The sequence below is a fragment of the Pseudomonas sp. FW305-20 genome (assembly GCF_058788075.1).
The window spans coordinates 1-20,668 of record NZ_JBYTAJ010000005.1 but is presented as its reverse complement, the minus strand read 5'-3'; the positions used below and the strand labels follow the sequence as shown (position 1 = coordinate 20,668).

Genomic DNA, 20,668 nt, shown 5'->3' with positions numbered 1-20,668 from the left:
GGAGAGCTTTGAGAAGGAGTCATGTAGTCCACCGATTATTTTTATGTGGTGTTCTGGGTCTTGGGTAACCGGAGCCCGCGGTTGATGACGGGACCCAATGTGGCGTTGATGTTGCGCAGTGGACGAAAAATCGTCAATTCGCCCAGGGCCATTGTGTTCGATAATCGCACGCAAAACTAACCGGGTAGTACACTTTAAATTGCTGTGTCGATTCCCCCGGCCAATAATTCGCTCACAGATAAACGCGATCCCTGATCTTTGTAGGAGCTGTCGAGTGAAACGAGGCTGCGATCTTTTGATGTCAGTTTTTAAGATCAAAAGATCGCAGCCTCGTTTCACTCGATAGCTCCTACGTAAAAGCGAAAGCGTGCGATTGATAACAAGATTGTCTCCACTACCGGGAGTCGAAATATGCAGCGTTCCATTGCAACCGTGTCCTTGAGCGGTACCCTGCCGGAAAAACTTGAAGCCATTGCCGCCGCCGGTTTCGACGGGGTGGAGATTTTCGAGAATGACCTTCTCTACTACGACGGCAGCCCGCGGGAAATCAAACAGATGTGCGCCGATCTCGGGATCGCGATCACGCTGTTTCAACCCTTCCGGGATTTCGAGGGCTGCCGCCGTGACCGCCTGCCGCGCAACCTGGAGCGGGCCGAGCGCAAGTTCGACCTGATGCAGGAACTGGGCACCGACCTGGTGCTGGTGTGCAGCAACGCTTCGGCCGACGCCATCGGTGACGAACAAATTCTGATCGATGATCTGCGCTTGCTGGCCGAACGCGCCGGTGCCCGTGGTTTGCGGATCGGCTATGAAGCGCTGGCCTGGGGCCGCCATGTGAACACTTATCAACAGGTGTGGAACATCGTCCGTCAGGCCGATCATCCAAGCCTCGGCGTGCTGCTGGACAGTTTTCACACGCTGTCGCTCAAGGGTGATCCGAGCGCGATTGCCGAAATCCCCGGCGACAAGATTTTCTTCGTGCAAATGGCCGACGCGCCAATCCTGGCCATGGACGTGCTGGAGTGGAGCCGGCATTTCCGCTGTTTCCCGGGCCAGGGCGAATTCGATCTGCCGGGTTTTCTCGCGCCGATCATCAAGAGCGGTTACACCGGGCCGTTGTCGCTGGAGATCTTCAACGACGGCTTCCGAGCCGCGCCGCCACGGGCCAATGCCGCCGACGGTTTGCGCTCGTTGCTGTACCTGGAGGAGAAAACCCGCGAGCGTCTGGCGCAAGAAACCACGTCACCGGTGACTGTCGACATTCTGTTCGAGACGCCCAAGGCCAGCGAGTACAACGGCATCGAGTTTCTTGAGTTCGCCGTGGACGAAAGCCTTGGCGCCAAGCTGTCTCATTGGCTGGAGCGGCTGGGTTTCGTCAAAGCCGGCCAGCATCGTTCCAAGAGCGTGAGCTTGCTGCGTCAGGGTGATATCAACCTGATCCTCAACTCCGAGCCTTACTCCTTCGCCCACAGTTTTTTTGAGGCGCATGGCCCCTCGCTGTGTGCCACCGCCGTGCGGGTCAAGGACAGCGCCAGTGCGCTGGCCCGGGCAGTGGCTTATAAAGGCCAGCCGTATCGCGGGCTGGTCGGCCCCAATGAACTGGAGCTCGCCGCGGTGCGCGCACCGGATGGCAGCCTGATTTATCTGGTGGACCAGGACGCCGATGTCTACGGCACCGACTTCAATCTGCAACCTGCTGCGGTGGCCAGCGGTGGTCTCAAGCGCATCGACCACATGGCCATGGCGCTGCCGGCCGACAGCCTCGACAGTTGGGTGCTGTTCTATAAAAGCCTGCTGGATTTCGAAGCCGATGATGAAGTGGTGCTGCCTGACCCATACGGCCTGGTAAAGAGTCGGGCGCTGCGCAGCCGGGACAGTTCGATCCGCTTGCCGCTGAACATTTCCGAGAACCGCAACACCGCAATCTCACACGCGCTGTCGAGTTATCGTGGCTCCGGCGTGCATCACATCGCCTTCGATTGCGACGACATCTTTGCCGAAGTCAGCCGGGCCAAGGAGGCCGGCGTGCCGCTGCTGGACATCCCGCTCAATTACTACGATGACCTTGCTGCGCGGTTCGATTTCGACGACGAGTTCCTCAGCGAACTGGCTTATTACAACGTGCTCTACGACCGCGATGCCCAGGGTGGCGAGCTGTTCCATGTGTATACCGAGCCGTTCGAAGGGCGCTTCTTCTTCGAGATCATCCAGCGCAAGAACGGTTACGCAGGTTACGGCGCCGCCAACGTCGCGGTACGACTGGCGGCCATGGCCAAGTCTCGAAGCGGTGTCGTACGCCAAGCCAAGTTGTAGGGAAATCGTAAACACGGGCACAAACCGCTGCCGCGCGGCTTCCTTCACTGTGCGGAGCGGCCCATAATCGCCCACCTGTGCAGTGATGGCCGTGAGCCCGCAATGACAATAACTTCAGAACTCTCCACAGCACCCGACAAGCCGATTGTCGAGCCGCGCAAGAGTCGCAAGAACAACCCGGAAAAGACCCGCGAGAATATCCTTCAAGAGGCGATTGTCGAGTTCGTCCAGCAGGGGCTTTCCGGCGCTCGCGTCGATGCGATTGCCGAGCGCATCCACACCTCCAAACGCATGATCTATTACTACTTCGGCAGTAAGGAACAGCTCTACATCGAGGTGCTGGAGAAACTCTACGGCGATATCCGCAATACCGAAAACCGGTTGCACCTGACCGAACTGGCGCCGGTGGACGCGATTCGGCGGCTGGTGGAATTCACGTTCGATCACCATGATCACAACGTCGACTTTGTGCGCATCGTCAGCATCGAGAACATTCACAACGCGGAATACGTGAAGCGCTCCGATGCGATCAAGGCGATGAACAACACCATCCTCGATTCACTGGGCGAGATTTTGCGTCGCGGTGCTGAGGAGGGTGTGTTCCGGGCAGGGCTTGATCCGTTGGATGTGCATCTGCTGATCAGTTCGTTCTGCTTCTATCGCGTGTCGAACCGCCATACCTTAAGTGAGATTTTTCAGATCGACCTGCCGGAAGAAAGCATCAAGCAACGTCATCGGGCGATGATCTGCGAGGCGGTTTTGCGCTATCTACAGGCCTGACGCCTTGGCTTTTCAGCCATTCATGCTCTGGAAATGCTCGAGCATTCGCTGCGCATCCGGCACCACGCCACTGAACAACTCAAACGCCTTCACCGCCTGAAACACCGCCATGTTACCGCCATCCAGCGTGCGGCAACCCAACGCGCGGGCGTTGCGCAGCAGTTCGGTTTCCAGCGGAAAGTAAACGATCTCCGCCACCCATAACTCACCTCGAAGCAGCTCCACCGGCACCGGCATGCCCGGCAGTTTCTTCATGCCCACGGGGGTGGTGTTCACCAGGCCGTCGGCCTGGGCGAGAGTGCTTGGCAAGTCATGGCCCGCCACAGCCCGGCCGCCGCCGAAATGTTGATTGAGGTTGTCCGCCAGGCTCTGGGCGCGGCTGGTCTCCACGTCGAAAATGCTCAGCAGCTGCACGCCTTCACTCAAGAGTGCGTGGGCCACTGCCGCGCCGGCACCACCGGCGCCCATTTGCACGACGCGCTCAAGGGCAACGCCCTTCAAGCCGCGACGAAAACCCTCGGCGAAGCCCAGGCAATCGGTGTTGTGGCCGATGCGTTTGCCGTCCTTCAACACCACCGTGTTCACCGCCCCAATGCCGCGGGCCTCCGGGGACAATTCGTCGAGTAGCGGAATGATCGTCTGCTTGCACGGAAAGGTGATGTTCAGGCCGGTGAAGTTCATCCGCTCGGCGGCTACCAACAGGTCGGGCAGGGCACTGCTGTCGAGTTTCAACGGGTCCAGATCGATCAATCGATAGAGGTAACGCAACCCCTGGGCATCACCTTCATGCTCGTGCAGCGCCGGGGTGCGAGAAGCCTGGATGCCGGCACCGATCAGTCCGGCCAGTACAGCGTTGGTCTGAGTCACGGTCTTCATCCTTTTAAACGTTGGCTGAAATGCTCCAGCGCCAGGCGATAGCCGTGGCTGCCGAAACCGGCCATCACCGCCGTGGCGATGGCCGACACAAAAGAGTGGTGGCGGAAGGGCTCGCGAGCATGAACGTTGGACAGGTGGACTTCGATCACCGGCAGTTCGCTGGCGACCAGGGCATCGCGAATCGCGACCGAGGTGTGAGTCCAGGCGGCCGGGTTGATGACGATCCCGGCACAACGGCCGCGCGCGGCGTGAATCCAGTCGAGCAGTTCGCCTTCATGATTGGTCTGGCGAAACTCCACCGCCAGGCCGAACTCTTCGGCGGCACGACCGCACAAGGCTGAGAGGTCGGCCAGGGTTTCGTGACCGTAAGTCGCCGGTTCACGGGTGCCGAGCAGGTTCAGGTTCGGGCCGTTGAGCACCAGAACGATTGGGGGCATCGGGGGTCTCTCCACGTATTGTTTTTGGCATTGGCCGAGGGTTTCAGCCTGTGGAGATAAATTGTACTAGCTAGTTAATTTGGTCAATTGCAGAGGCCGTTTTCAGGGTTAATGTGTGCGGTGATCGGACGGTTTTGACTTTCAGCGGGGCAGATGCTCAACGAGAAAATCGATGAAGGCCCTCAGGCGCAACGGCATATGACGAGTTTGCGGGTAGAGCAGGGTGAACGGTCGCGAGCGTCCGCCATAGGGCTTGAGCACTTCCACCAGCGAACCATCGGCCAGTTCGTTTTCGACGATGAAGCGATAGGTCTGGAACAGTCCCGCACCATGTTTGGCCAGGGTCACCCCGCCCAGCACATCGTCGGAACAACTGAGATTGCCCTCGGCCAGAATCTCCCGCTGCTCGCCATTGTCGTTGAACAGCCAGGCAATCCGCCGACCGCTGCTGGGCAATTCGTACTGGATGCACTCGTGCTCTTTGAGATCATCCAGTGTTTGTGGAATGCCCGCGTGCTTGAGGTAGTCAGGACTGGCAATCATCACCAGCGCGGCGTCTTCCAGCTGTCGGGCGATGAGGCCGGAATCCGGAATCGCCCGCACGCGGATCGCCATGTCATAGCCTTCCGCGACGAAATCGATGTTGCGATTGCTGATGTGCGACTCGACCTTCACCGCTGGAAAACGCGCCCGGAATGCCGGCAACAACGGCAGGATCCGGTGATGGGCATAGGTGGTGGGAATGCTGATGCGCAAGGTGCCGGAAGGCTGTTGCTGCTGCCCCATGACTTCACGCTGGGCCTCGACCAATTGCGCCAGCGCCTGGCGACATTCCTCGTAATAGCGCCGACCACTGTCGCTCAGCTTGACGCTGCGAGTGGTGCGGGCGAACAACCGCACGCCCAGGCGTTCTTCCATGCGCGACACCGAGCGGCTCACAGCCGCGGGCGTCACGCCAGCCACCAGCGCGGCGGCGGTAAAGCTGCCAGCCTCGGCAGCCAGGCAAAACAGTTCGATGCTGCCCAGCTGAAGATCGTCGAATTGTCGCTGCATGATTAATTACACCGGGGATCAAATGAAGTGTGTGAGTCAGTGTTTATCAGAAGCCAGCACACAGATACAGCGAGTTTGTGATGAGCAAACCAGCCGGGTTGATTGCCTGACAAGCCAAGACGGCCGCCCTCGGGGCGGCTTTTTAGTCGGCGCCAGGAAAGGATTGCTTACCATTTAGCGGTGTGATCCACCGGCCCAAGCCGAACCTTGGCGCTAGTCTCAAAAGTCGCAATGACGAATTCAACGCAGCGCCAGTTATCGGATTTTCCAAGGAATGTCGGGTCTTCGGATTCATTAACCTAACGGATGGGTTAGCATGAGATTATTCAGCTACAAAGGATTTTCAATGGTGATCATGTTGCGCGATGAGCACTGTCCGCCGCATGCCCATGTAGATGCCGGAACCTGGAGTGCGCGCTTCAAATTCAGCTTCTGGCACAACAGTGTCGAGCTGTGGGACGTGGTTCCTCATTCTCGCCGGCCACCTGTGGCGGTGCTGGAAGGGTTGCGTCATGCACTCGGACAACCCGCTCATTTGCGCCGCGCCCGGTGTATCTGGTGGGACAAGTTGCACACGGTCTGCCTCGATCATCAGATATGGGACTGGCAAACCAGTGAAGTCGTGGTGGTGAAAAGGGTCGCCAGTACGACCTGCATGATTGGCTCGGCTTGCTATGAGCCCGAGACGAACAAGACCCTGCTGGCGCTGATGGGCGTTCCGGAGGGCGTGGAGATCGAACTATGAAAACGATAACAGCAAAAATGTTGGTGGATCGGCCGGTAACCGAAGCCACGCTGGATGATGCCATCCAGCGTGGCCAACTGCGCCACAAAGGCGGTCTGCGGGCGACCTCGGTGACCTTTGTGGAACCGTGTCTGGCGGTCAGTTTTATTGATGGCAGTGGCGTGCTGTTACCCGTGCAGCACTATCCGGAGTTCGATGATTTCGACATCGAGGATTTCGCCGACCTCAAAGTCGGCTTTTCCGGGACAGCCCTTTGCCACGAAGGTAAGGACCTGCAGGTCTCCATTGCCGGGATGATTTCGGCGAGCAAGCCGCTGATGGATATGGCCGCATCGGTCATCGCCTCGCGTAATGGTCGCCAAAGCAGCGCCGCCAAAGCAGAGGCGGCGCGGGCGAATGGCCGTAAGGGCGGGCGTCCGCGCAAGACCGATATCCCCCTTTAAGCACGCACAAAAAAGCCGTCGTGATGACGGCTGATCTGTTTCTGCCAGGGGCAATCAACGACGGGTCAACAACACCCCGGATTCCATGTGATGGGTCCACGGGAACTGGTCGAACATTGCGCAGCGGGTGATGCGATGGGTGTCGTGCAACTGGGCGATGTTGGCCGCCAGGGTTTCCGGGTTGCAGGAGATGTAGAGAATGTTGTCGAAGCGGCGGGTCAGCTCGCAGGTGTCCGGGTCCATGCCTGCGCGAGGCGGATCGACGAAGACACTACCGAACTCGTAGCTCTTCAGATCGATACCGTGCAGACGACGGAACGGACGAACTTCATTCAGGGCTTCGGTCAGCTCCTCGGCGGACAAGCGCACCAGAGTGACGTTATCCACAGCGTTTTCGCTGAGATTGCTCAACGCAGCGTTGACCGAGGCCTTGCTGATTTCAGTGGCCAGCACTTTGCGTACGCGTGTCGCGAGCGGCAAGGTGAAGTTGCCATTGCCGCAATACAGCTCCAGCAAATCATCGGAGCGATCACCGAGTGAGTCGTAAGCCCAGTTGAGCATCTTCTGGTTCACAGTGCCGTTGGGCTGGGTGAACGCGCCTTCCGGCTGGCGATAGCTGAAGGTGCGACCGCCGACGTCCATCTGCTCGACCACATAATCGTGACCGATCACTTCGCGTTTGCCCTTGGAGCGGCCGATGATGCTGACGTTCAGCTCGGCTGCCAGTTTCGACGCCGCCGCGTGCCAGTGCTCGTCCAGCGGGCGGTGATAGCACAGCGTGATCATCGCATCGCCGGCCAGGGTGGTGAGGAACTCCACCTGAAACAGCTTGTTGCTCAGGGCCGCACTGGCTTGCCACGCTGCCTTCAGCTGCGGCATCAACTCGTTGATGCGCAGGCTGGCGATCGGGAATTCCTCGATCAGGATCGGCGTGCGCTTGTCTTCCTGGGAAAACATCGCGTAGTGACGCTCACCGGCTTCACGCCACAGGCGGAATTCGGCGCGCAGGCGGAAGTTTTTCAGCGGCGAATCGAACACCGCAGGTTCTGGCGCACCGAACGGGGCCAACAGGTCACGCAGGCGCGTGACCTTCTCTTCGAGCTGAACGGCGTAAGCCTTGGAATCAAAAGTCATGCGTTGAACCAACCCAGCTTGATCACGAACAGAATCGACAGAATCACCAGTGCCGAGTTCAGCTCACGGCCGCGGCCGGACAGCAACTTGATTGCGGTCCAGGAGATGAAACCGAAGGCGATGCCGTTGGCGATGGAATAAGTGAATGGCATGGCCAGTGCGGTGACCACAACCGGTGCGGCGACGGTGATGTCGTCCCAGTCTATTTCGGCCAGGCCGGAAGTCATCAATACCGCGACGAACAGCAGTGCAGGCGCGGTAGCAAAGGCTGGAACGCTGGCCGCCAATGGCGAGAAGAACAGCGCCAACAGGAACAGAATCGCCACGACAATAGCGGTAAGGCCGGTGCGGCCACCGGCACTCACGCCGGCAGCGGATTCGATGTAGCTGGTGGTGGTCGAAGTGCCCAGCAGCGAACCGGCCATGGCCGCGGTGCTGTCGGCGATCAGGGCGCGACCCATTTTCGGCATATGGCCGTCCTTGCCCATCAGGCCCGCGCGCTTGGCGACGCCGATCAGTGTGCCGGAGTTGTCGAACAGGTCGACGAACAGGAAGGCGAAGATCACGCTGACCAGACCGATGTCCAGTGCGCCCATGATGTCCAGTTGCAGGAAGGTCGGCGCCAGCGACGGCGGCATCGACATTACGCCGCCGAATGGGGTGAAGCCCATCACGATCGAAGCGATGGTCACTGCCAGAATGCCGATCAGTACCGCGCCACGCACTTTCAGTGCTTCAAGCGCCACGATCAGGGCAAAGCCGAGGGTCGCGAGGATCGGTGCCGGTTGCTTCAAGTCACCGAGACCGACCATGGTAGCCGGATTGCTCACCACGATGCCCGCGTTATGCAGCGCGATCAGGGCCAGGAACAGGCCGATACCGGCGGCAATTGCCGAGCGTAGCGCCAGCGGAATGCTGTTGATGATCCATTCACGGATGCGGAAGATCGACAACAGAAAGAACATCACCGCCGAGAGGAACACCGCGCCCAATGCCACTTGCCAGGTGTGGCCCATGTGCAGGACCACGGTGTAGGTAAAGAAGGCGTTCAGTCCCATGCCCGGCGCGAGCGCGATCGGGTAGTTGGCGATCAGGCCCATGGTCGCCGAGCCGATGGCTGCTGCCAGGCAGGTGGCGACAAACACCGCACCTTTGTCCATGCCGGTCTCGCCGAGAATGCTCGGGTTGACGAACAGAATGTAGGCCATGGCCAAAAAGGTCGTGACGCCCGCCAGAATCTCGGTCCGCACGTTGGTGTTGTGTGCCTTGAGTTGAAACAGCCTTTCCAGCATGTCTGCTCCCCGTGGCGCGCCAGGCGCCGTGAATGTATCGACCTCAACAGCAAAGCACAGACCGCTGTTGGCGCCTGGTAATTTTCTGTGGGTCGGAAAAAGCCGCGCATCATACCAGCCGCTTGGGGTTATGGCTGCTTATGGCTGCGATCGTCGTCGATGTTTTGCGGTAAAGCCAAGTGCGCCATACTGCGCGCTGGTTTTGGGGGTACTTATGTATTGCATGAATAAACGTCTGATTGCCGCATTCGGAGTGTCGATCGCCTTGTTCCTGGGGACGCACACCGCCTCGGCTGCATCGGCGGCGCCGTTGAGCCAGGTGAAGGTGCTCAAGGTCGAGTCGCCGGGTTGCGGCTTTGAAGACATCGCGCAGGGGCAAGAGCAAACCCGCTGCAATCACAGCGGGCCGAACATCAAGGTCTACGTGCTGGAAGTCGGTTACGGTCGTAGCGCGCAGGTCGGGCTGGACGGTTTTGAAGTGAACGGCACCCGGACCCCGGTCTGTGCTTTTGATAATGGCAACCTGACTGAGTGCACCGTCGGGAAAAAAACCGTCGGCTATCTGTACGTCTTCGATCTGGCGGGTAAGCAGGAAGGCACGTTCACCTTCAGCAACACATCGATCAACGCGCCAGGCAATACGCTGTCGACGCAGCTTTACATCAAGTAATGGCAGGCTCGAACAAGGGGCAGGAAAGCTGACTACGCTTTAAAGATCATCCAGTGGACTGCGCCCATGACCTTTAGAGCTCTGATTACCCTCGCCGAGGGCATCGATGACCTGCAATCAGTAACCCTGATCGATGTGCTGCGCCGCGCCAAGGTTGAAGTGGTGGTGGCCAGTGTCGAGGGACGGCGCATGCTCACCTGCGCGCGCGGCACCCGAGTGACGGCCGATGCGATGCTGGTGGACGTACTGGCGCAGCCGTTCGACCTGATCGTCCTGCCCGGTGGTGACGTGGGGGCGCAACACCTGGCGGCGCATCAACCCCTGCAACAATTGATCAAGGATCAAGCGGCGGCCGGGCGCCTGTTCGCCGCCATCGCCGAGTCTCCGGCAGTCGCGCTGCAAGCCTTTGGCGTATTGCGTCAGCGGCGCATGACCTGCCTGCCCTCGGCCAGCCATCAACTGTCGGGATGCAACTTTGTCGATCAACCGGTGGTGGTCGACGGCAACTGCATCACTGCCCAGGGTTCAGGCGCGGCATTGCAATTCGCCCTGGCGCTGGTGGAACAACTCTGTGGCAAGGCCACGCGAGCGGCGGTGGCGGGGGAGTTGGCGGTCTAGAAAGTGCTCCGGACAAACTGCTTCAAACCTTCACTTCCTCCACAGCCACATGCATGCGGTCGCGGTTAGCCAGGGTCGGGAACAGCTTTATCCACGCCCCGGTCACCACCAATGTGCCAATCCCCCCCATGACCACGGCCGGCACAGTGCCGAACCAGTGGGCGGTCAAGCCGGATTCAAACTCGCCCAATTGGTTCGAAGCGCCGATGAACAGACCGTTCACGGCACTGACCCGGCCGCGCATTTCATCCGGGGTTTCCAGTTGTACGAAGGAGGCGCGGATCACCATGCTGATCATGTCCGCCGCGCCCAACACCACCAACACAGCCAGGGAAAACCAGAACGAGGTCGACAGGCCGAACGCAATGGTCGCGACACCGAACACACCGACGGCGGTGAACATGACCCTTCCGACTTTGCGCTCCACGGCGAATCTCGCCAGGTACAGCGACATCAGCAGCGCACCGACTGCCGGCGCTGACCGCAGCAGGCCCAGGCCCCAAGGGCCGGTCAGCAGAATGTCCTTGGCAAACACCGGCAGCAACGCCGTCGCGCCACCGAGCAGGACGGCAAACAGATCCAGAGAAATCGCCCCGAGAATGTCCGGGCGACTACGAATGAAGCGGATGCCCGCCAGCAGCGAATCCAGCGTCGCCTTGCCCTTGTTCAGCGGTGTCTGCCGTGGAGGCAGGTTGACCATCAGCAGGCAGGCGATGAGGTAGAGGATCACCGTCGGGCCATAGACCCAAACGCTGCCGAAGGCATAAAGCAATCCGCCGAGGGCCGGGGCAACGATCGTCGCCGATTGCTGTGCGGATTGGGCGGCGGCGACCGCGCGAGGGAACAGCGCGCTGGGCACGATGCTAGGCAACAGAGCCTGAGTGGTCGGCATTTCGAAGGACCGGGCGGCACCGAGCAGGAACGCGAGGATGAAGATCATCTCCCGGGTGACATTGTCGGTCGCGCTGCCGATGACCAGCGACAGGGCGATCAGCGCTTGCAGGAACTGACAGATGGTCGCGACCTTGCGCCGGTCATAACGGTCCGCGACATGCCCGGTGTGCAGCATGAACAGCACCCGCGGGGCGAACTCCACCAGACCGACCAGGCCCAGGTCCAGCACATTGCCGGTCAATTGGTAGAGGTTCCAGCCGATGGCCACCGTGAGCATCTGGAAACCGCTGGCGGTAAACACCCGAGCCAGCCAGAACGCGATAAAAGGGCGGTGATGACGTAACAGCAAAGGCGCTTGGCTGGGCATCTGGGGGTCGGTTTTTCAGCGAGGGGAGGGGCGAGATTATCACCAAGCTGTAACCAGAAGTTGCAGGGTTGGGAAATTTCGTTAGCTAGACACCGATCGGGGCTCATAAGCCTTGTAGCAGCTGCCGAAGGCTGCGTTCGGCTGCGCAGCAGTCGTGAAACTCATGCGCGGTGGGTGTATCAGTTGATTCGAGCCAGCCGGGTTTACGACTGCTGCGCTCTCGAACGCAGCCTTCGGCAGCTGCTACAGGGTTGTCGGCGACGGTATGAGGCAACCTGTCACGCGGCAAAAGACCACACCGTCCATCGTCAAAAATGGGACTACTCTTTTAACGTTGCTTGATCCAGATCAAGACCGTTCATGGAATTGATCCGGCGGCCAGATGGCCAGACTCCCTACGTTGTGATGTTTGTAAAAAAAGAACGAATTCAAATTCGCCACACTCCATATCCGTGGGGGCAGTGGGTGTAGGCCGCAAGCCTTCAGCCGGTATTACCTGACAGAGGAAGACTTATGTTCGGTTTGGAGGCACTTGATCTCGCCCGGATTCAGTTCGCATTCACCATTTCGTTTCACATTATATTTCCCGCTATCACCATTGGCCTGGCGAGTTACCTGGCGGTGCTCGAAGGTCTGTGGCTGAAAACCCATAACGACACGTACCGCGATCTGTACCACTTCTGGTCGAAGATCTTTGCGGTCAACTTCGGCATGGGCGTGGTCTCCGGCCTTGTCATGGCCTATCAGTTCGGCACCAACTGGAGCCGCTTCTCGGACTTCGCCGGTTCCGTGACCGGGCCACTGCTGACGTACGAAGTACTCACCGCGTTCTTCCTCGAAGCCGGTTTCCTCGGCGTCATGCTGTTCGGCTGGAACAAGGTCGGGCGCAATCTGCACTTCTTCTCCACGGTCATGGTCGCCATCGGCACGCTGATCTCGACTTTCTGGATTCTCGCTTCCAACAGCTGGATGCAGACGCCGCAAGGCTACGAGATCGTCAATGGCCAGGTCATTCCAGTGGACTGGCTGGCGGTGATCTTCAACCCGTCGTTCCCGTACCGCCTGATGCACATGGCCACGGCAGCGTTCGTCGCGACCGCTTTCTTCGTCGGATCCTCGGCGGCCTGGCATTTGCTGCGCGGCAAGGACAACCCGGCGATCCGCACCATGCTGTCGATGGCCATGTGGATGGCCTTGATCGTGGCGCCGATTCAGGCGGTCATCGGTGACTTCCACGGCCTCAACACGCTCAAGCATCAGCCAGCGAAAATCGCCGCCATCGAAGGTCACTGGGAAAACCACGGCGATGAGCCGACCCCGCTGATTCTGTTCGGCTGGCCGGACATGAAAGAAGAACGGACCAAATTCGCAGTAGAGATCCCGTATCTGGGCAGCCTGATCCTCACGCACTCGCTGGACAAACAGGTCCCGGCGCTCAAGGAGTTCCCGCCGGAAGACCGGCCGAATTCGACCATCGTGTTCTGGTCGTTCCGGATCATGGTGGGCCTGGGCATGCTGATGATCTTCACCGGTTTGTGGAGCCTGTGGCTGCGTAAACGCGACAAGCTCTATACCTCGCGACCGTTCCTGTACCTGGCGTTGTGGATGGGGCCGTCCGGCCTGATCGCGATCCTCGCCGGTTGGTTCACCACTGAAATCGGCCGTCAGCCGTGGGTGATCTACGGCCTGATGCGCACGGCAGATGCGTCCTCCAATCACAGCTTCATGCAGATGAGCATCACGTTGATCATGTTCGTCGTGGTCTATTTCGCGCTGTTCGGTGCTGGCCTTGGCTACATGATGCGCCTGGTGCGCAAAGGGCCGAAGATCGACGAAGGCAAGGAAACCAACGAGGGTGGTCCTGGCAAGAAACGCACGCCGGCCCGTCCGCTGTCCGCCGCCGATGACAACGGTGACAGCGACCACAGCTCTAGCCTGACCAAGGAGATTTGACTCATGGGTATTGATCTTCCGCTGATCTGGGCCGTGATCATCATCTTCGGCATCATGATGTACGTGGTCATGGACGGTTTCGATTTGGGGATCGGGATTCTCTTCCCGTTCATTCCGGGCAAGACCGATCGTGACGTGATGATGAACACCGTCGCCCCGGTATGGGACGGTAACGAGACCTGGCTGGTGCTGGGCGGCGCCGCGTTATTCGGGGCCTTCCCGCTGGCCTATTCGGTGGTGCTTTCGGCGTTGTACCTGCCGCTGATTTTCATGCTGATCGGGCTGATCTTTCGCGGCGTGGCCTTCGAGTTCCGCTTCAAGGCCAAGGACGACAAGCGCCATCTCTGGGACAAGGCGTTCATCGGTGGTTCGGTCGCCGCCACCTTTTTCCAGGGCGTGGCGTTGGGTGCGTTCATTGATGGGTTGCCGGTGGTCAATCGCCAATTTGCCGGTGGCTCACTGGACTGGTTGACACCGTTCACGATGTTCTGCGGTGTGGCGCTGGTGGTGGCTTACGCGCTGCTCGGTTGCACCTGGCTGATCATGAAAACCGAAGGCAAGTTGCAGGAGCAGATGCATGACCTGGCTCGGCCGCTGGCTTTCGTGGTGTTGGCGGTGATCGGTGTCGTCAGCATCTGGACCCCGCTGGCCCATGCCGAGATTGCCGCTCGCTGGTTCACCCTGCCGAACCTGTTCTGGTTCCTGCCGGTGCCGATCCTGGTGCTGGTGACCATGTACGGTCTGATCCGTGCGGTGGCTCGCAATGCGCACTACACGCCATTCCTGCTGACGCTGGTGCTGATCTTCCTCGGCTACAGCGGTCTGGGCATCAGCCTGTGGCCGAACATCGTGCCGCCGTCGATCTCGATCTGGGACGCCGCCGCACCGCCGCAAAGCCAGGGCTTCATGCTGGTGGGCACGCTGTTCATCATCCCGTTTATCCTGGGTTACACCTTCTGGAGCTACTACGTGTTCCGCGGCAAGGTCACCCATGAAGATGGCTATCACTAGAACGCGCGACTGTGGCGCAGGGCTGAGACCTGCGCCATTTCTTCAGAGGAGATTGCGATGATGGCGGGTAAACATTCCTTGCAGGAAATCGAAGCAGCAGAGAAAAAGCCGCTCTGGCAGCGACTCGGCTGGCTGGCGATGATCTGGACCGGTAGCGTTGTGGCGCTGTTCATCGTGGCCAGCCTGATGCGCATGTTCATGAATGCCGCGGGGCTGACGACCCACTGAATTTTTGCAGCAGATCCCATCCCGTTGCCTTGCGGCACGGATTCACAACCCTCCTTGGCCGGAGGGTTTTTTTTGCCTGGGATTATTTTCGGGCTTTAAGGATCACGAACTTGGGTGTGGCCGCCACTTGCTCGACACCGCGGAACAACCGCGCGAGCTTGCTGTGATAACCCAGATGACGATTGCCGACGATGTACAGCGCGCCACCGACGACCAGCGCCTCTCGGGCCTGCTGGAACATGCGCCAGGCCAGGAAGTCGCCAACGACTTGTTGTTGGTGAAACGGCGGGTTGCACAGTACAACGTCCAGAGACTGGGGTTCCTGCCCCGCCAAACCATCGCCGGCACGTACAACCACTTCCCGGTCACCGAGCGCCGCGCGCCAGTTTTCGGCTGCCGATTGCACGGCCATGAACGACTCGTCCACGAGCGTGTAGTGGGCCTCAGGGTTTTGCAGAGCGCTGGCGATGGCCAAAACCCCGTTGCCACAACCGAGGTCGGCAACCCGCGCGGTGCCGAGGTTCTTCGGCAGGTGCGGCAAAAACGCTCGCGTGCCGATGTCCAGGCCTTCGCGGCAGAACACATTGGCGTGATTCAGCAGTTCGATCTCAGGCGCGTCGAGTCGATAACGGGTCGGGTAGGGGGATGCGACAGGTGCTTTGTCTTCAGCGGTCGCGATCAACAGTCGAGCCTTTTTCACCGCCAAGGACGCTTGCACCGGGCCGATGTAGCGTTCCAGCAGATCGCCCGCAGCGCGAGGTAAATGCTTGATCATCGCCGCTGCAATCACCTGCGCGCCCGGCGCCAGTTGGCCCTGCAAACGAATCAGTTGTTCTTCCAGCAAGGCGAGAGTTTTCGGGACCCGGATCAGTACCCGATCGAAAGGGCCTGAAAAGGCTTCGCTGGCAGGTACGCCAGGTATCGCATCAAACGGCAGGCCGTTACGGAGCAGATTTTTTTCCAGCCCCTGAAAGGCCAGGAACGAGTCGCCGCTGCTGGTCACTTGAACCTTGCCGACCAGGCTGGCGGCCAATGCGCCAAAGCTGTCGTTGAGCACCAAAACCCGAGTGTCGGCCGAGGGCTGTTGGTCGGCCAGATGGGTGAGCAGGTATTCGTCTGCGGCGTCAAACGCCTGCAGCGGTTCGTTCTGCTGTTCGGGCTGGCGGATCAGGTCGAGTCGGGCGAAGGGTGTTTCGAGCAAAGGCATGAGGCGGGGCTCTGGGTAATCAACGGGGTCATCAACAGGTGTCCCGCCGCCCAAGGGCGTTGTAGCGGGCGAGACCGTCCGAGTGTACTGCGCCGTGAAGGTTTACACGTCATCACTCAAGAAGGACCGCAAATGGTACGTTTTTTTCTTTTGGATTACTTGCAGGTTTTTTGGCTCAGCGAATCGCGCTGCTGTTGAGAATACCGTCCTTGGTTGCGGCGATGACTGCGGAAATCTTGTTATTGACTCCCAGTTTCAGAATCGCGCTTTGCACATGAAAATTAACCGTACGGGCGCTGAGATTGAGGATTCTGGCACTCTCATAGGCAGTCTTGCCATCAGCCGCCAGCCTCAATACATCGATCTCGCGGGGAGACAAATGCGGCACGACCGGCTTCGCCGATTTCTTGGGCAGTGTCTGTGCGATCAAGCCATGCAGGTGGCGCCCGATGAACACTGAGAAACCAAGGTTTTCATACAGCTCAAACGCAGTGATCGGGCAATGGCTTCTGGCCAGGCTCAGAATGCTGCAAACACCACTGCCCTCGTCATGCACCGAATGCGACCAGCCGTGCTGCAATCCTTGTTTCTCAAGCGCATCCCACAACCAGGGAGTCTTGGAAAAAAGCTCTTCGCTCCAAAGGACAGGCAATCTGGAGTGATTGCAGTGAGCCACTACCGGGTCTATTGCGTTGAAATTTTTTTGTTCATATTCAATGTTCCAATCCGTCGGGTAGTTGTTGAGCTGGACTGTATTAAAGTGGTCAGTTTTTGTTTGGTATGTTGTTGAAAAAGCGAAAAATTTAAAGCCAATGTTTTTCGCAAAGCCGAGTGAAATCCGGTAGGCAGTCTCAATCTCCGTTGCCCGTGATAATTGATTGAGTTGTGATTCCTTCCACCTCTCCATTGTGTCTCTCCAGATGATGTTACTTGGGGGTGCCATTTTGGATCCAGTCTCTGGCACGAAGGCGAGTGTAGGATGTTTCCTACGTGTGTGTGAGACTTTTTAGCTTTGTTTGAGATTTGTAAACTGATATCTGGTTCTAACGTCAGAAAATTAGAGTAGATAAGGGCATGTCGGACTTACTGTCATCAAGCTCGTTAACCGCGTATTTAATATTTAAGTCGTGCTATGAAGTTAATGTGAATGAGGTACTGGCTAAAGCCACTACAAATCACCGGTGTTTAAGCCGCCCGCTTTGCGGGACACTGTGGCTATCTGTTGAATGGAGCACCCCATGACCGCCAGCGCAGAAAAGTTCACGCGCCAGACTTTGCTCGACGTCCAGTCGCTGACCCCCAGTCTGTTCACCCTGCGGACCACACGGGATCCGGGTTTTCGTTTTCGTGCAGGGCAATTCGCCCGGCTGGGCGTTACCAAGGCTGACGGCAGCACCGTATGGCGCGCCTATTCCATGGTGTCGTCGCCCTATGACGAGTTCCTCGAATTCTTTTCCATTGTGGTGCCAGGGGGGGAGTTCACCAGTGAGCTGAGTCGGCTGGGAGTCGGCGATACGCTGCTGGTCGAGCGTCAGGCCTTCGGTTACTTGACGCTGGATCGCTTTGTCGACGGCCGTGATCTCTGGCTGTTATCCACAGGCACCGGCCTGGCGCCGTTTCTGTCGATCCTGCAGGACTTCGAGGTCTGGGAGAAATTCGAACGAATCATTCTGGTCTATAGCGTGCGCGAAGCCCGGGAACTGGCGTACCAAGACCTCGTCAGCGGCTTGGCCCAGCGCGACTATTTAGCGGAGTTTGCGCACAAGCTGCAATTCATCACCACGGTCACGCGCGAGCAGCATCATGGCGCTCTGAGTGGGCGGATCACTGCGCTGATCGAAAATGGCGAGCTGGAGCGGGCGGCTGGCGTGGCGCTGACGGCCGAGCACTCAAGGGTCATGCTCTGCGGCAACCCGCAGATGATCGATGACACGCGCAAATTGCTCAAACAGCGCCACATGCACTTGAGCCTCAGTCGCCGGCCCGGGCAGGTGGCGGTGGAAAACTATTGGTAAAAAAACGGCGCCTCAAGGGGCACCGTTGGTTGTTTGACTAACGTGTTCAGGGCCGATTGTTCTGAGCCTTGAGCAGATCACGGATCTCTTCCAGCAGCTCTTCTTCCTTGGTCGGAACCGGCGGCAGCGTTGGCGCAACGGCCTCTTCGCGCTTCAGGCGGTTGATGGCTTTGACGCCCATGAAGATCGCGAAAGCGACGATGATGAAGTCAATCAGGCTCTGGATGAATTTGCCGTACGCCAGCACCACCGCGGGGACATCGCCGTTGGCTGCCTTGAGCGTGACGGCCAGGTCACTGAAGTCCACCCCTCCGATCAGCAGGCCAATGGGTGGCATCACCACGTCGCCGACGAACGATGAAACGATCTTGCCGAAGGCGGCGCCGATGATGATACCGACCGCCATGTCGACTACGTTACCTTTGACCGCGAAGGCCTTGAACTCACTAATCACGCCCATAGGTTATTCCTTGTTACAGATGAGGTTGGTGAGCGCAGTGTAAATCAGCACGATGCTTCTTGCTCGAAACAACTGTTTACAGCGCTTGCCGGCTACCGTGTTCGGTAGCCGCTCAATCCAGGGCGCCCCGCGCGCCCGTCCGGCATTTTCCTCTCGATCGCTCAGTCTCTACTCAGTGGAGGGCGAGTGCAGGAAAAAACATAGAAAGTAGGGGCTTTAGTATCCTCGCTTGATGCAAGGATAATCTGCGGTATAAGAGGCTTTATGTGAATGGTTTACCGGAAGTATGGATTCGTTACTTAAACGGACCCCTTGGTGTTCAATGTTGAAAATGCCAGTATATTGCCATTGGCTCGGTTATTCGTATTTGTAAAGTTTGCTTAACGGTTGGATTGTACAGTCATGTTCCAAATGATGAAGACCTGTACAGGTTCTGATTTTTGTTTCATTGAGCGAGACAACTATTGGGTCGGGTATTCTTTGAAAGTTGTACAGTTTTTCAAAGTTGGTAGTGCAGTAGATGTATTCAAAGCGCTGTACAAGTTGTTGCCAGGGGGCCGCTGGGTAACTTCGCCGCGCGTGACCGACGCCAGCTGAGCTATCATCGCGGTTTTTGCCGGGAGTTCAGATGGCCAAGGCCAAGCGCATGTACGGCTGCACCGAGTGCGGCTCAACCTTCCCCAAGTGGGCTGGCCAGTGCGGCGAGTGCGGGGCCTGGAACACCCTGACCGAAACCATGGTGGAAAGCGGTGGCGCGGCAGCCCCCAGCGGTCGCACCGGCTGGACCGGTCAACAGGCACAGATCAAGACCCTGGCCGAAGTCAGCGTCGAAGAAATCCCGCGTTTTTCCACAGCGTCGAGCGAGCTCGATCGGGTGTTGGGTGGTGGGCTGGTGGACGGTTCGGTGGTGCTGATCGGCGGTGATCCGGGCATTGGCAAATCGACCATTCTGCTGCAAACCCTGTGCAACCTCGCCAAAGTCATGCCGGCACTGTACGTCACCGGCGAAGAATCCCAGCAGCAAGTGGCCATGCGCGCGCGCCGCCTCGGCTTGCCTCAGGATCAACTGCGGGTGATGACCGAAACCTGCATCGAAACCATCATCGCCACCGCCCGGCAGGAAAAACCCAAGGTAATGGTGATCGACTCGATCCAGACGATCTTCACCGAGCAACTGCAATCGGCACCGGGGGGCGTGTCGCAGGTCAGGGAAAGCGCGGCGTTGCTGGTGCGCTATGCGAAGCAGAGCGGCACGGCCATTTTCCTGGTCGGCCACGTGACCAAGGAAGGCGCTTTGGCGGGGCCACGAGTGCTGGAGCACATGGTCGACACGGTGCTGTATTTCGAAGGCGAATCCGATGGGCGTTTGCGTTTGCTGCGGGCGGTGAAAAACCGTTTCGGCGCCGTCAACGAACTGGGCGTATTCGGTATGACCGACAAGGGGCTGAAAGAAGTCTCCAACCCTTCGGCGATTTTTCTCACCCGTGCCCAGGAAGAAGTGCCGGGCAGTGTGGTCATGGCGACGTGGGAAGGCACGCGGCCGATGCTGGTGGAAGTCCAGGCGTTGGTGGACGACAGTCACTTGGCCAATCCACGTCGGGTAACGCTGGGTCTGGATCAGAATCGGCTGGCGATGTTGCTGGCGGTGCTGCACCGTCACGGCGGCATTCCGACCCACGATCAGGATGTGTTTCTCAATGTGGTTGGCGGGGTGAAGGTGCTGGAAACGGCCTCCGACCTGGCGCTGATGGCGGCGGTCATGTCCAGTTTGCGCAACCGGCCACTGCCCCACGATTTGTTGGTGTTCGGCGAAGTCGGGCTGTCCGGCGAAGTACGCCCGGTGCCGAGCGGCCAGGAACGCTTGAAAGAAGCCGCCAAGCACGGTTTCAAACGCGCCATCGTGCCTAAGGGCAATGCGCCCAAGGAAGCGCCGCCGGGGTTGCAGATTATTGCCGTAACGCGTTTGGAGCAGGCGCTCGACGCCCTCTTCGAATAACCTTCCAGACAGCACACAAACCCTGTGGGAGTGAGCCTGCTCGCGATATCGGACTATCACTCAACATTTATGTTGATGGGCATACCGCTATCGCGAGCAGGCTCACTTGTATGGTAGGACTTGAAGGGAGGAGGAGGGACAAGGCTCGATTCTGACTGTTGACGCAGTACAGACCG

The 20,668-nt window shown here is 58.8% G+C and carries 20 protein-coding genes; 11 read left to right on the top strand and 9 right to left on the bottom strand.

The genetic code is table 11. The annotated features are described in order from the left end of the window. Positions 1-411: 411 nt before the first annotated feature. Positions 412-2,313, top strand: a complete 1,902-nt coding sequence (gene quiC, locus AC3WP4_RS05930) for a 3-dehydroshikimate dehydratase QuiC (protein WP_102616582.1) — start codon at positions 412-414, stop codon at positions 2,311-2,313. A gap of 102 nt (positions 2,314-2,415) precedes the next feature. Next, positions 2,416-3,093, top strand: coding sequence for a TetR/AcrR family transcriptional regulator (locus AC3WP4_RS05925; protein ID WP_074871102.1), 678 nt, complete (start codon positions 2,416-2,418; stop codon positions 3,091-3,093). Positions 3,094-3,105: 12 nt separating this feature from the next. Here the strand turns inward: AC3WP4_RS05925 and AC3WP4_RS05920 are convergent, their stop codons facing one another. From AC3WP4_RS05920 to AC3WP4_RS05910, 3 genes are all read right to left on the bottom strand, one after another. Next, positions 3,106-3,969 carry a shikimate dehydrogenase gene (locus AC3WP4_RS05920; protein ID WP_219732566.1) on the bottom strand — a complete coding sequence of 288 codons (864 nt, stop codon included), beginning with the start codon at positions 3,967-3,969 and terminating at the stop codon, positions 3,106-3,108. Continuing rightward, the gene (aroQ, locus tag AC3WP4_RS05915; protein ID WP_074871101.1) at positions 3,966-4,406 is read right to left on the bottom strand and encodes a type II 3-dehydroquinate dehydratase; all 441 of its coding nucleotides are present in this window, start codon (positions 4,404-4,406) and stop codon (positions 3,966-3,968) included. Before aroQ ends, AC3WP4_RS05920 begins: the two co-directional genes overlap by 4 nt. Before the next feature lie 141 nt (positions 4,407-4,547). Then, positions 4,548-5,459 carry a LysR family transcriptional regulator gene (locus AC3WP4_RS05910; protein ID WP_074871099.1) on the bottom strand — a complete coding sequence of 304 codons (912 nt, stop codon included), beginning with the start codon at positions 5,457-5,459 and terminating at the stop codon, positions 4,548-4,550. Between the two features lie 316 nt (positions 5,460-5,775). On the opposite strand from AC3WP4_RS05910, the gene AC3WP4_RS05905 reads away from it, so the two are divergent. Both AC3WP4_RS05905 and AC3WP4_RS05900 read left to right on the top strand, forming a co-directional pair. Further along, entirely contained in the window at positions 5,776-6,204 is a 429-nt protein-coding gene (locus AC3WP4_RS05905) for a hypothetical protein (protein ID WP_056744643.1), read from the top strand. After that, entirely contained in the window at positions 6,201-6,647 is a 447-nt protein-coding gene (locus AC3WP4_RS05900; protein ID WP_074871097.1) for a DUF2442 domain-containing protein, read from the top strand. The genes AC3WP4_RS05905 and AC3WP4_RS05900 overlap by 4 nt, the downstream gene beginning before the upstream one ends. A 54-nt stretch (positions 6,648-6,701) precedes the next feature. On the opposite strand, the gene trmA is transcribed toward AC3WP4_RS05900, so the two are convergent. Both trmA and AC3WP4_RS05890 read right to left on the bottom strand, forming a co-directional pair. Continuing rightward, positions 6,702-7,781 carry a tRNA (uridine(54)-C5)-methyltransferase TrmA gene (gene trmA / locus AC3WP4_RS05895; protein ID WP_074871095.1) on the bottom strand — a complete coding sequence of 360 codons (1,080 nt, stop codon included), beginning with the start codon at positions 7,779-7,781 and terminating at the stop codon, positions 6,702-6,704. Continuing rightward, the gene (locus AC3WP4_RS05890; protein WP_074871093.1) at positions 7,778-9,073 is read right to left on the bottom strand and encodes an NCS2 family permease; all 1,296 of its coding nucleotides are present in this window, start codon (positions 9,071-9,073) and stop codon (positions 7,778-7,780) included. The genes trmA and AC3WP4_RS05890 overlap by 4 nt, the downstream gene beginning before the upstream one ends. A gap of 214 nt (positions 9,074-9,287) precedes the next feature. Between AC3WP4_RS05890 and AC3WP4_RS05885 the strand changes: the two genes are divergently transcribed. Next, positions 9,288-9,743, top strand: coding sequence for a DUF4879 domain-containing protein (locus AC3WP4_RS05885; RefSeq protein ID WP_102616581.1), 456 nt, complete (start codon positions 9,288-9,290; stop codon positions 9,741-9,743). 66 nt (positions 9,744-9,809) lie between these two features. Continuing rightward, entirely contained in the window at positions 9,810-10,361 is a 552-nt protein-coding gene (locus AC3WP4_RS05880) for a DJ-1 family glyoxalase III (protein ID WP_102616580.1), read from the top strand. 22 nt (positions 10,362-10,383) lie between these two features. Here AC3WP4_RS05880 and AC3WP4_RS05875 read toward each other — a convergent pair whose 3' ends face one another. Continuing rightward, positions 10,384-11,622, bottom strand: a complete 1,239-nt coding sequence (locus AC3WP4_RS05875) for an MFS transporter (protein WP_102616579.1) — start codon at positions 11,620-11,622, stop codon at positions 10,384-10,386. A gap of 513 nt (positions 11,623-12,135) precedes the next feature. Here AC3WP4_RS05875 and AC3WP4_RS05870 point away from each other — a divergent pair. From AC3WP4_RS05870 to AC3WP4_RS05860, 3 genes are read left to right on the top strand one after another with little or no spacing between them, the layout of a single operon-like run. Continuing rightward, a complete protein-coding gene (locus AC3WP4_RS05870; RefSeq protein ID WP_102616578.1) occupies positions 12,136-13,575 on the top strand; it encodes a cytochrome ubiquinol oxidase subunit I in 1,440 nt (479 codons plus the stop codon). A 3-nt stretch (positions 13,576-13,578) separates the two neighbouring features. Continuing rightward, positions 13,579-14,586, top strand: a complete 1,008-nt coding sequence (gene cydB / locus AC3WP4_RS05865) for a cytochrome d ubiquinol oxidase subunit II (protein WP_074871081.1) — start codon at positions 13,579-13,581, stop codon at positions 14,584-14,586. A 60-nt stretch (positions 14,587-14,646) separates the two neighbouring features. Beyond that, entirely contained in the window at positions 14,647-14,814 is a 168-nt protein-coding gene (locus AC3WP4_RS05860; protein WP_074880353.1) for a DUF2474 domain-containing protein, read from the top strand. 82 nt (positions 14,815-14,896) lie between these two features. Here AC3WP4_RS05860 and AC3WP4_RS05855 read toward each other — a convergent pair whose 3' ends face one another. Together AC3WP4_RS05855 and AC3WP4_RS05850 are read right to left on the bottom strand one after the other, a co-directional pair. Further along, a complete protein-coding gene (locus tag AC3WP4_RS05855; protein ID WP_102616577.1) occupies positions 14,897-16,021 on the bottom strand; it encodes a methyltransferase in 1,125 nt (374 codons plus the stop codon). Positions 16,022-16,196: 175 nt separating this feature from the next. Beyond that, positions 16,197-16,928: a helix-turn-helix transcriptional regulator gene (locus AC3WP4_RS05850; RefSeq protein ID WP_074871078.1), complete on the bottom strand. Its 732-nt coding sequence runs from the start codon at positions 16,926-16,928 to the stop codon at positions 16,197-16,199. 331 nt (positions 16,929-17,259) lie between these two features. Between AC3WP4_RS05850 and AC3WP4_RS05845 the strand changes: the two genes are divergently transcribed. Next, entirely contained in the window at positions 17,260-18,036 is a 777-nt protein-coding gene (locus AC3WP4_RS05845; protein ID WP_076029675.1) for a ferredoxin--NADP reductase, read from the top strand. 46 nt (positions 18,037-18,082) lie between these two features. On the opposite strand, the gene mscL is transcribed toward AC3WP4_RS05845, so the two are convergent. After that, positions 18,083-18,496: a large-conductance mechanosensitive channel protein MscL gene (mscL, locus tag AC3WP4_RS05840; RefSeq protein WP_008149145.1), complete on the bottom strand. Its 414-nt coding sequence runs from the start codon at positions 18,494-18,496 to the stop codon at positions 18,083-18,085. A 628-nt stretch (positions 18,497-19,124) separates the two neighbouring features. Between mscL and radA the strand changes: the two genes are divergently transcribed. Beyond that, entirely contained in the window at positions 19,125-20,492 is a 1,368-nt protein-coding gene (gene radA, locus AC3WP4_RS05835; RefSeq protein WP_008149143.1) for a DNA repair protein RadA, read from the top strand. Positions 20,493-20,668 lie beyond the last annotated feature (176 nt).